We start from the raw sequence: 8820 nt of genomic DNA on the forward strand, positions 1-8820 counted from the left end.
CGGCGCGGCCTTTCGGCGGCGCCGGCTTTGATAGGCTTGATTTAATCAGCGCGATACGAAGCAGTTGCCGCCGGCCGCCTTGTAGCTGGTGCAAAGGCTGATCGCATCGTTGCGCGACTGGGCCGCAACGCGGACGCGGTAGAAGGTACCCTTGCCCGCGACCTCGGCCTTGACGATGTTGGCCGTGCGGCCGGACAGCACGCCGCCATAGCGGCGCTGCAGGTCCTGATAGGTCGACTGCGCGCTTTCGACCGTCGGCTGCGAGGCGATCTGCATCGACCACGAGCCGCCGCCGCCGGCCGCCGCCGGATCGATCGAAGCGACCTGGTCCGGCTTGACCTCGCCGACGATATCGACCGGCTGGTCGGACGGACGCGCCGGCGCCACCGGCGCCACTGCCGGCGTGTTGGCCGACTGCGCCTTGGCTTCAGTCTTCTTCGCGGGTTTCACCGGCTTGACGGCCGGCGCATCGGCCTGGTCCGTAACGGCCTGGCCCGCGTCGGAAGCCACGGTTCCCGTCTGCTGGCCGTCGGAGGCCGGCGCGACATGTTGCGGCGCCGGATCGCTCGGTTCGGCCGCGGCGACCTTCGGCGCAGCGGCTGGAGCCGGGTCCTCGCGCGGCACCAGCGAGCCGTCGGGTTTCACCATCATCGTCTTCACCTTGCGCGGCGCGACGGCGACGACATCGTTGTTGGCGGTGTTCTCGGCATCCTGCTGCAGCACCTGGGCGATGCGGTCTTCCGACTTCGGCGCCGGTGCCGCCGGCTGCGCGCTTGCCGGCGCGGTAGGCTGCGCGCTTGCGGGCGCGGCAGGTTGCGTGCTTGCGGGCACAGCCGCTTGCTCGACGCCGGGCAATGCTGTGCCTGGATCGCCGGCGGCGTCAGTGCCGGCCGCGGCGCCGTTATCGTTGGGCGAAAGGTCGACCACACGGCTCTGCGGCGGTTCCTTCGATGCCAGATCCACGGGCTGCTCGGTGGTGTTCACCAGCTTCTGCTGCACCGGCTCGGCCGGCTTGGCCGCGCCGCCGCCCTTGGCGACCGCGTCGTAAACCTTGTTGTCCTGGTTCGGCACCACCGTGCCGCCCGGATTTTCGGGCTTCACCTTGATCGGCGAATTGTCGGCCTTGACGATCACCGGGGCCGCGCTGCCGCCTTTGCCGCCGAAGGAGAAGACCAGCGCGCCAAGGCCGCCGAAAACCACCACTGCGCCGACAAGCGCCGCGATCATCACGCCGCGCCTGCGCGGCTGCGCCGCTTCGCGCTCGGCAAGCCCGGGGATCGCCATCGCTTCTTCGAGCTCGGGATCATAGTCGAGCTCATCGGCGGCGAATTCGTCCGCCTGCGAAACCGGCCGGCTGCCGGGCAAATCATCGGCATCGTAATCATTCGCGGCGGCAAGCGCAGCCGGGGTCACCGGAGCCGCCGGAGCCTCGGCACGCAAGTCGCGACGATCATAACCATTGAAGCCGGCATTGTAGGATTCGTCGTCATAGCTGCGGCTCTGTGTCGGCGCCGACGCGATCTCCGTCGCGTTCATGTCGGTGAGCAAGCTGGCGAATTCCGCATCGAGATCGTCATATGCGGGTGCGGCCGGCTGGTCCTCTTCGAAGCTGAGCTCCGGAATGTCGAGGTCGTCCGCGAGCGCGACCACCCGCTCCGGCACGTCGACCGTCTCGACGTCGGGCATGTCATCATGCTCGTGGGGGTGTTGTGGAGGCACAGGCGCCTGCGCCGGCTTGGCGTAGGCGGAATAATCCGTAGCCGGTTCGCTGCGGTAGGCCGGCGCCGCCACCTGCATTGGCGCTGAAGGCGCGGTCATCTGCACCGGCGCCGAGGCTGCCGGCTGCGCAGCAAACGAAGCCTGCACCGGCGGAGCGGCGGTCGGGGTCGAGCGACTCCACGACCTTGCCGGCTCGGCGTTCGTCGAATGCAGCCAATCGGACGAATTTGCCTTCGCCCGGGCGGCCTCCTGCTCGGCCTCGATACTCCGGGCGAAAGCGGCGCCGAATTCGTCGTCATCAAAATCGACCGCGGGCTCTGCCTTGGCCGAGGTTGCAAAATCCTGATGATCGAGCTCGCTGGCGAGCAGGTCGTCCAGGTCGCTTTCGACCGGCAGATCGCCCTGGCCGCTCTGCGACGGCTGCTGCTCGTCGAGAGTCCAGTCGAGATCGTCGGTCTCGGTCTTCTCGCTTTCGTAGTTCGCAGGTTGCACAACCAGCCGGGGCGCGGGAGCAGGCTCCCTGACAGCCGGCATCGGCCGCGCAGTCATGGCGCCAAGCAGCGCATTGAGCTCGTCTTCCAGGCTGCGCTCGCTGGCGGCCGGCTTCACGGGTTCAACGGCGGCGCTCGGCGGAACCGGAGCGGCGACCACGGGAGCCGCCGCCTCGGCGACGGTCGGCTGCAGCGCGGCAACAGGCTCGACGGCCGGAGCTTGCGGCTCCTCGTTCAACGCATCGCGAAAGCTCAACTCGAAATCGTCATCGAGGGTCAGCGCGGCGGCAGGTTCGGGCGCGGCCAGCTCCGGCTCGGCGGCGGCCGTCTCGGCCGGCGCCTCGACAGCCGGCGCAGGCTCGTCGTCAAGCGACGGCTCAGGCTCCCCAAGATCCTGGCCGAGATCCATATCCTGGCCGAGATTGATATCGACATCGGTCATCGCCTGATCGAAATGACCGGCAAAATCATCCTCGGAAATCAGCGGGGCGGCTGCGTGAGCTTCGACCGGCTCGGCGGCCTGCGCATGCTGCTCCGGCTCGTGGCTCTCAAACGACAGCTCGTCTTCGAGCGACATCTGGACCGCGTTGTCGAAATCGGCGTCGAACGCCGCCTCGCTTGCGGCCTGCATGGCCTCGACGGCGTCCTGACGCGCGTCAGCCGGCTCTTGATCGTCGAGGTTGGCGAGCTCTTGATCGTCGAGATTGGCAGGCTCGTGATGGTCGAGCTGGAAATCCTGGTCCAGCGAAGCCGCCATTTCCCGGTCGATCGCAAGACCATCTTCGACCGGCGAGACATCAAGCGAACTGGCGACGGCCTTGTCGAAATCGTCGTCGAAAGCGACTTCCGGCTCGGAAGCTTCTTCTGGCACCGGCGCGAAATGCGCCTCAGATCCAAAATGCGCCTCTGGCGCGACTTCCGGTTCGGGCGCCGCCTGCGGCTGCGGCGCAAAATCCGGCTCCGGCGCACGGGCCACGGCGAAGTCGGCATAATCCGCCGCGTCGTCGAATACGAAATCCTGCTCGAAGGAAGCGGTAAGCTCGTCGTCATTCGCGGCGGCGCTGGCAGCCTCGAAGGCCGGCTCTTTGCTGATCTGATGCAGTGCAGCCTGCTGAGCGACCGGCGCGCTTTCCTCGACGGTGTCGAACTCGCCCATCAACTCCTTCTCGAGGTCGATGTCGAAATCGTCAGCCTCCACGGCCTGATTGGCCTTCTCGGCCGCCGGGGCCGGCTGCCGCACCGGCTGGCGCGGATCGAAACCCATGATCCGGGTCAGTTCAGCGAACGGATCATCGTCGGCGATGTCGTTGTGGTCGGCTACTTTCAGCGGGGTTCTGTCTGCCATTATTGTTCCCGAACTCGCACACAGTCGGACGCCATGGACGTCGCGCAGGGTTGGCCCTTACCAGCGCAATGTGGGCAAAAGGTGACAGGTTTTTTAGTTAAACCTAACGCATTTCGATGGGCGCGTCTGCCCCGATAAGCGTCAAGCCGGAAGTCAAAACATCCGAAACAGCCTGCACCAGCCCTAGTCTGGCATAAGTTGATTCTCGGTCGTTAACCTTAACAAAACGTAAGTCCTGGTTGTCGTTGCCGCGATTCCACTGTGCATGGAAGCCGGAAGCCAGATCGTAGAGGTAGAATGCCAGCCGGTGGGGCTCCAGCGAAAGCGCCGCGGATTCGATCAGCCGGGGATATTCGGCCAGCTTCCGGATCAGCGCGATCTCGCCCTCGTCGGCCAGCGCAGCCACCGAGGCCGCGAGCCGGTTGCGATCGAAGTTCGCCTCGCCGAGCTGCTCGCTCGCCTGCCTGAAAACGGAATGGCAGCGCGCCGACGCATACTGCACGTAGAACACCGGATTGTCCTTCGACTGCTCGGTGACCTTGGCGAAGTCGAAATCGAGCGGCGCGTCGTTCTTACGGTAAAGCATCATGAAGCGGATCGGGTCGCGGCCGACCTCCTCCACGACCTCGCGCAGCGTGATGAAATCGCCGGACCGTTTCGACATGCGGACCGGCTCGCCGTCGCGGAACAGTTTTACGAGCTGGCAAAGCAGCACGGTGAGCTTGACGGTATCGCCGGCAACCGCGCGCGCCAGCGCTTCGAGCCGCTTGACGTAGCCGCCATGGTCGGCGCCGAGCACATAGATCAGGTCGACGAAGCCGCGGTCGACCTTGTCCTTCAGGTACGCGACGTCGGCGGCGAAATAGGTGAACGAGCCGTCCGACTTGACCAGCGCCCGGTCCATGTCGTCGCCGACCGCGGTCGAGCGGAACAGCGTCTGCTCGCGGTCTTCCCAGTCGTCCGGCTTCTCGCCCTTGGGCGGCGGCAGCTTGCCTTTGTAGATGTGACCCTTCAGCGTCAGGTCGGCGATCGCCGCCCGGATCTTCTTGGCGTTCTCGGCATGCAGCGTGCGCTCGGAGAAGAACACGTCGTGATGCACGTTGAGCAGCGCCAGATCCTCGCGGATCATCGCCATCATCGCGTCGACTGTGCGGTCCTTGACGATCGCCAGCGCCTCCTCTTCCGGCATCTGCAGCAGGCCGCGGTCAAATTCCATGGCTAGCGCCTGGCCGACGGGGACCAGATAGTCGCCCGGATAGAGACCGGACGGGATCTCGCCGATATCGTCGCCGAGCGCTTCACGATAGCGCAGCAACGCCGAGCGGCCGAGCACGTCGATCTGCGAGCCGGCGTCATTGATGACGTATTCCTTGGTCACGTCGTAGCCGGCGAAGGCCATCAGATTGGCCAAAGCATCGCCGACCACGGCGCCGCGGCAGTGGCCAACATGCATGGGGCCGGTCGGGTTGGCCGAGACATATTCGACATTGGCCTTGCGGCCGCCGCCGACGGTCGAGCGGCCATAATTGCGCCCCTCGCCGAGCAACGCCGCTAGGTGCGTGTGCCAGAATGCGTCCTTCAGCCTGAGATTGACGAAGCCCGGCCCGGCGATCTCGGCCGAGGCAATATCAGCGTCGCCCCGCAGCGCTTCGGCCAGTTTTTCGGCAAGCGCGCGAGGGTTCTGTCCGGTGGGCTTTGCCAGCACCATCGCCGCATTGGTCGCGAGGTCGCCATGGCTGGCGTCACGCGGCGGCTCGACCGCGACACGCGACAGGTCGGGCGCGGCTCCATCCTTGTCTTTCAGGTCAAGGGCTTCGACGGCTTTTATGATCCGCGCGTTGAAATCGGCGAAGATATTCATCGGAAGTGCTCTGGGCTTTAAGAGGCGACCGGCTCGATGGCCGGCAAAATCGAGGCTCGCCCTAGCTCAAATCGGGCGTATGGTCAAACAGACGCCGATGTTCCTTGAGCGCATAGGTGTCGGTCATGCCGGCCAGGAAGTCGGCGACGCTGCGCGCCTTGATGCGGTCCTCGGCCCGGTCGAGCCCTTCGCGCCAGCCATCGGGCATAGCGCACGGATCGGCGAAATAGACGTCGAACAGCTCGCGCACGATCTGTTCGGCATCGGCCCGCACCCGCATAACCTCCGCATGCCGGTAGAGATGCTTGTAGAGAAAGGCCTTCAATTCCTTTTCGGCCGCCGCCATGCTGGCCGAGAAGGTCACCAGGGTCTCGCCGGCCGCTCGCACCGCATCGGCGCTGTCCGGCTTGAGCCGCTCGATATTGGCGATGGTCGATGCGATGACATCCTCGACCATCAGCGTGATCTGCCGGCGCATCAGCTCGTGGCCGGTGCGAACATCGTCGAGCTGAGGATATTTGGCACGCACGCTGTCCAGGATCGAGCCGGGCAGACCGACCTCTCCAAGCATATCCAGCGTCAGCAGGCCGGCGCGCAAGCCGTCGTCGATGTCATGGGCGTTGTAGGCAATGTCGTCGGCGATCGCCGCACACTGAGCCTCGATGCCGGCGAAGCGGTCGAGCTCGATGTCGTGCAGCTCCGAATAGTCGCGGATTGCCTGCGGCACCGGGCCCTTGAGCCCCTTCCCGCTCGCGTCGGTCAGCGGGCCATTGTGCTTGACCAGCCCCTCCAGCGTTTCCCAGGTGAGGTTCAGCCCGTCGAATTCGGCATAGCGCCGCTCGAGCCGCGTCACGATACGCAGCGACTGGGCGTTGTGATCGAAGCCGCCCCAGGTCGCCATCTTCTCGTTGAGCGCGTCCTCGCCCGTATGGCCGAAGGGCGTATGGCCGAAATCATGCACCAGCGCCACGGCTTCGGCGAGATCCTCGTCGCCGCGCAATGCCCGTGCCAGCGCGCGGGCGATCTGCGCCACCTCGATCGAATGCGTCAGCCGCGTGCGGTAGTGATCGCCCTCATGCGCGACGAACACCTGCGTCTTGTGCTTCAGCCGGCGAAAGGCGGTGGAATGGATGATGCGGTCGCGGTCGCGTTGGAACGGTGTGCGGGTCGGGCTTTCCGGCTCGTCGAACAGGCGACCGCGCGAGCGCGCCGGATCGCTCGCATAGACGGCGCGCGGCCGGTCGCCGAACCCGATGTCGCCGAGAGCATCCTTGCCCTGCCGCTCGTCCATTGATCCACCAGTTGACTTGGCCCCGCCCGCTTCATACCTATCATGTGAAACCGAAAGCAAGGTGACGCCGATGGGCGCGGATGCCAAGACTGCCATGAAGGTCGAGATGACCGATGCCGCGGCGAAGCGGATCGCCAGGATTGTTTCCGGCGAACCGGGCAAGACGGCGCTGCGCGTTTCCGTCGAAGGCGGCGGCTGCTCCGGCTTTTCCTACAAATTCGATTTGGTAGGCGACCGCAACGATGACGATGTCGCCATCGAGAAGGACGGCGCAACCATCCTGATCGACGACCTGTCGCTGGTCTATATGGGCGGCTCGGTGATCGACTTCGTCGACGATCTGATGGGCCAGTCCTTCCAGATCAGGAACCCGAACGCGGTCGCCTCCTGCGGCTGTGGCACGAGCTTTTCCATATAGTCCGATGCCTGCCATCGGCGCGGTCCGTCAGGTCGCGCTCTCGGCTGGCCGCGATCTCGATGCGACGCTTGCTTTCTGGCGCGACGTGCTTGGTCTGAACGTGCACGCTCGCTACGACCCGCCCGGTATTGCCTTCATTATGGCCGGTGACGTGCGCCTCCTCTTCACTGACGGCGTTCCGGCCGGCACCGTCTATTTCGACATCGCCGGCCTCGAAGCCTTCCACGCCGAGGCGAAAGCCGCGGGCATTCCCTTCACCGCGCCGCCGACGCTCGTCCACCGCGACACCGAGGGGCGGTTCGGCCCGGCGGGGGAAAGCGAATGGATGGCCTTTCTAAAGGACCCCGCAGGCAATACGATCGGCCTCGTCGAACGCCTGCCGCCCGAAGAGCATTGAGGTCCTCATGAAGATCGTCACCTGGAACATCAACGGCGTTCGCGCCCGCATCGGCAACCTCACCCACTGGCTGACCGAAAGCGCGCCGGACATCGTGTGCCTGCAGGAGATCAAGACTGTCGACGACCAGTTCCCGCGCGCAGAGATCGAGGCGCTGGGCTACAATGTCGAGACCAACGGCCAGAAGAGTTTTAACGGCGTCGCTCTTCTGTCGAAGCTTCCCTTCGACGAGGTCAATCGCGGCCTGCCGGGCGACGATGCGGATGATCATGCCCGCTTCATCGAAGGCGTTTTTTCCACCGACCAGGGCGCCTTGCGCGTCGCTTCGCTCTATCTGCCGAACGGCAATCCGGTCGACGATGAACGGAAGTTTTCCTACAAGCTCGCCTGGATGGCGCGGCTGGAGCGTTGGGCGCAGGAGCGGCTGCGGCTCGAGGAAGCGCTGGTGCTGGCTGGCGACTACAACGTCATTCCCGAACCCGCCGATGCTCGGTTTCCCGAAAATTGGCTGGGCGACGCGCTGTTCCAGCCGCAGACGAGGCAAGCCTTCCGCCGGCTGAAGAATCTCGGCTTCACCGAAGCGGTGCGCGCCGTGACCGACTCGGCCGGCGTCTACACCTTCTGGGATTATCAGGCCGGCGCCTGGCAGAAAAACAACGGCATCCGCATCGACCACCTGCTGCTCTCGCCCGAAGCCGCCAACCGCTTCTCGTCGGCCTCGGTGGAAAAGCACGTCCGCGCCTGGGAAAAGCCGTCCGACCACGTGCCGGTCGCCATCGACCTCAGCCTGCAGCCCGCCTGAGACGTTGCCAGGCACCCTGACCCAGTATCGCCACAAATCCCGTCTTTGATGCGGCTTGCTGTGGGGGTTGAATGGCGATCCGATTTCTTTTCTGGCCAGCCGGCCTTGCCTTGGCGCTTGCCGCGCCGGCGCCGTTGCTGGCGGCGCCAACCTGTCTTGCCAACGGCAAATCCTTCAACGTCGGCGAGACGGCGTGCCTGACGCTGGCCGGCGAGAGTTACCTCGCCCGCTGCGACATGGTTCTCAACAACACGTCCTGGACCAGGATCAAGGACGAATGTCCGGGCGAAGCGCCAAAGCCGCACCCGACATCGCTTTCCACCCCGATGCCCGGCCAGACGCCGACGGAGCCGACCGAGAACTGAGGCTTCGTTGATCTCCCCACCATCCAGGTTACGCTATGCACACATCTTCTGTGACTGGCGCGACTGATCAGGCCGAGGCTTGATTGCCAGGTGGTTCCCCCAATCCGTCGCTGCTTCGCAGCGCCACCTTT

At 65.2% G+C, this 8820-nt stretch carries 7 protein-coding genes; 4 read left to right on the top strand and 3 right to left on the bottom strand.

Annotation, left to right across the window (positions count from 1 at the left end; genetic code table 11):
• Window positions 1–45: 45 nt before the first annotated feature.
• The 3 genes from LB529_RS14665 to LB529_RS14675 all read right to left on the bottom strand — a co-directional run bounded on the left by LB529_RS14665 (window position 46) and on the right by LB529_RS14675 (window position 6707).
• Entirely contained in the window at window positions 46–3555 is a 3510-nt protein-coding gene (locus LB529_RS14665) for an SPOR domain-containing protein (RefSeq protein WP_224711454.1), read from the bottom strand.
• A gap of 103 nt (window positions 3556–3658) precedes the next feature.
• Window positions 3659–5416 carry an arginine--tRNA ligase gene (argS, locus tag LB529_RS14670; protein ID WP_224711455.1) on the bottom strand — a complete coding sequence of 586 codons (1758 nt, stop codon included), beginning with the start codon at window positions 5414–5416 and terminating at the stop codon, window positions 3659–3661.
• Between the two features lie 61 nt (window positions 5417–5477).
• The gene (locus tag LB529_RS14675) at window positions 5478–6707 is read right to left on the bottom strand and encodes a deoxyguanosinetriphosphate triphosphohydrolase (RefSeq protein WP_224711456.1); all 1230 of its coding nucleotides are present in this window, start codon (window positions 6705–6707) and stop codon (window positions 5478–5480) included.
• 70 nt (window positions 6708–6777) lie between these two features.
• Here LB529_RS14675 and erpA point away from each other — a divergent pair, with 70 nt between their 5' ends.
• The 4 genes from erpA to LB529_RS14695 all read left to right on the top strand — a co-directional run bounded on the left by erpA (window position 6778) and on the right by LB529_RS14695 (window position 8689).
• Window positions 6778–7125, top strand: coding sequence for an iron-sulfur cluster insertion protein ErpA (gene erpA, locus LB529_RS14680; RefSeq protein WP_042644753.1), 348 nt, complete (start codon window positions 6778–6780; stop codon window positions 7123–7125).
• Window positions 7126–7129: 4 nt separating this feature from the next.
• The gene (locus LB529_RS14685) at window positions 7130–7522 is read left to right on the top strand and encodes a VOC family protein (protein ID WP_095765011.1); all 393 of its coding nucleotides are present in this window, start codon (window positions 7130–7132) and stop codon (window positions 7520–7522) included.
• 7 nt (window positions 7523–7529) lie between these two features.
• On the top strand, window positions 7530–8324 hold the full coding sequence (gene xth / locus LB529_RS14690) for an exodeoxyribonuclease III (protein WP_095765010.1): 795 nt from the start codon (window positions 7530–7532) through the stop codon (window positions 8322–8324).
• A 71-nt stretch (window positions 8325–8395) separates the two neighbouring features.
• Complete coding sequence (locus tag LB529_RS14695) at window positions 8396–8689, top strand: hypothetical protein (RefSeq protein WP_224711457.1); 294 nt, start codon at window positions 8396–8398, stop codon at window positions 8687–8689.
• Window positions 8690–8820 lie beyond the last annotated feature (131 nt).

Origin of the sequence: Mesorhizobium sp. CA5, assembly GCF_020165105.1 — a bacterium.
In the GTDB taxonomy this organism is placed as follows: Bacteria; Pseudomonadota; Alphaproteobacteria; order Rhizobiales; family Rhizobiaceae; genus Mesorhizobium.

Excerpts from the sequence above, each read along its gene's own strand:
- LB529_RS14665 (WP_224711454.1), bottom strand. The coding sequence starts at position 3,555 with ATGGCAGACAGAACCCCGCTGAAAGTAGCCGACCACAACGACATCGCC.
- argS (WP_224711455.1), bottom strand. The coding sequence starts at position 5,416 with ATGAATATCTTCGCCGATTTCAACGCGCGGATCATAAAAGCCGTCGAA.
- LB529_RS14675 (WP_224711456.1), bottom strand. The coding sequence starts at position 6,707 with ATGGACGAGCGGCAGGGCAAGGATGCTCTCGGCGACATCGGGTTCGGC.
- erpA (WP_042644753.1), top strand. The coding sequence starts at position 6,778 with ATGGGCGCGGATGCCAAGACTGCCATGAAGGTCGAGATGACCGATGCC.
- LB529_RS14685 (WP_095765011.1), top strand. The coding sequence starts at position 7,130 with ATGCCTGCCATCGGCGCGGTCCGTCAGGTCGCGCTCTCGGCTGGCCGC.
- xth (WP_095765010.1), top strand. The coding sequence starts at position 7,530 with ATGAAGATCGTCACCTGGAACATCAACGGCGTTCGCGCCCGCATCGGC.
- LB529_RS14695 (WP_224711457.1), top strand. The coding sequence starts at position 8,396 with ATGGCGATCCGATTTCTTTTCTGGCCAGCCGGCCTTGCCTTGGCGCTT.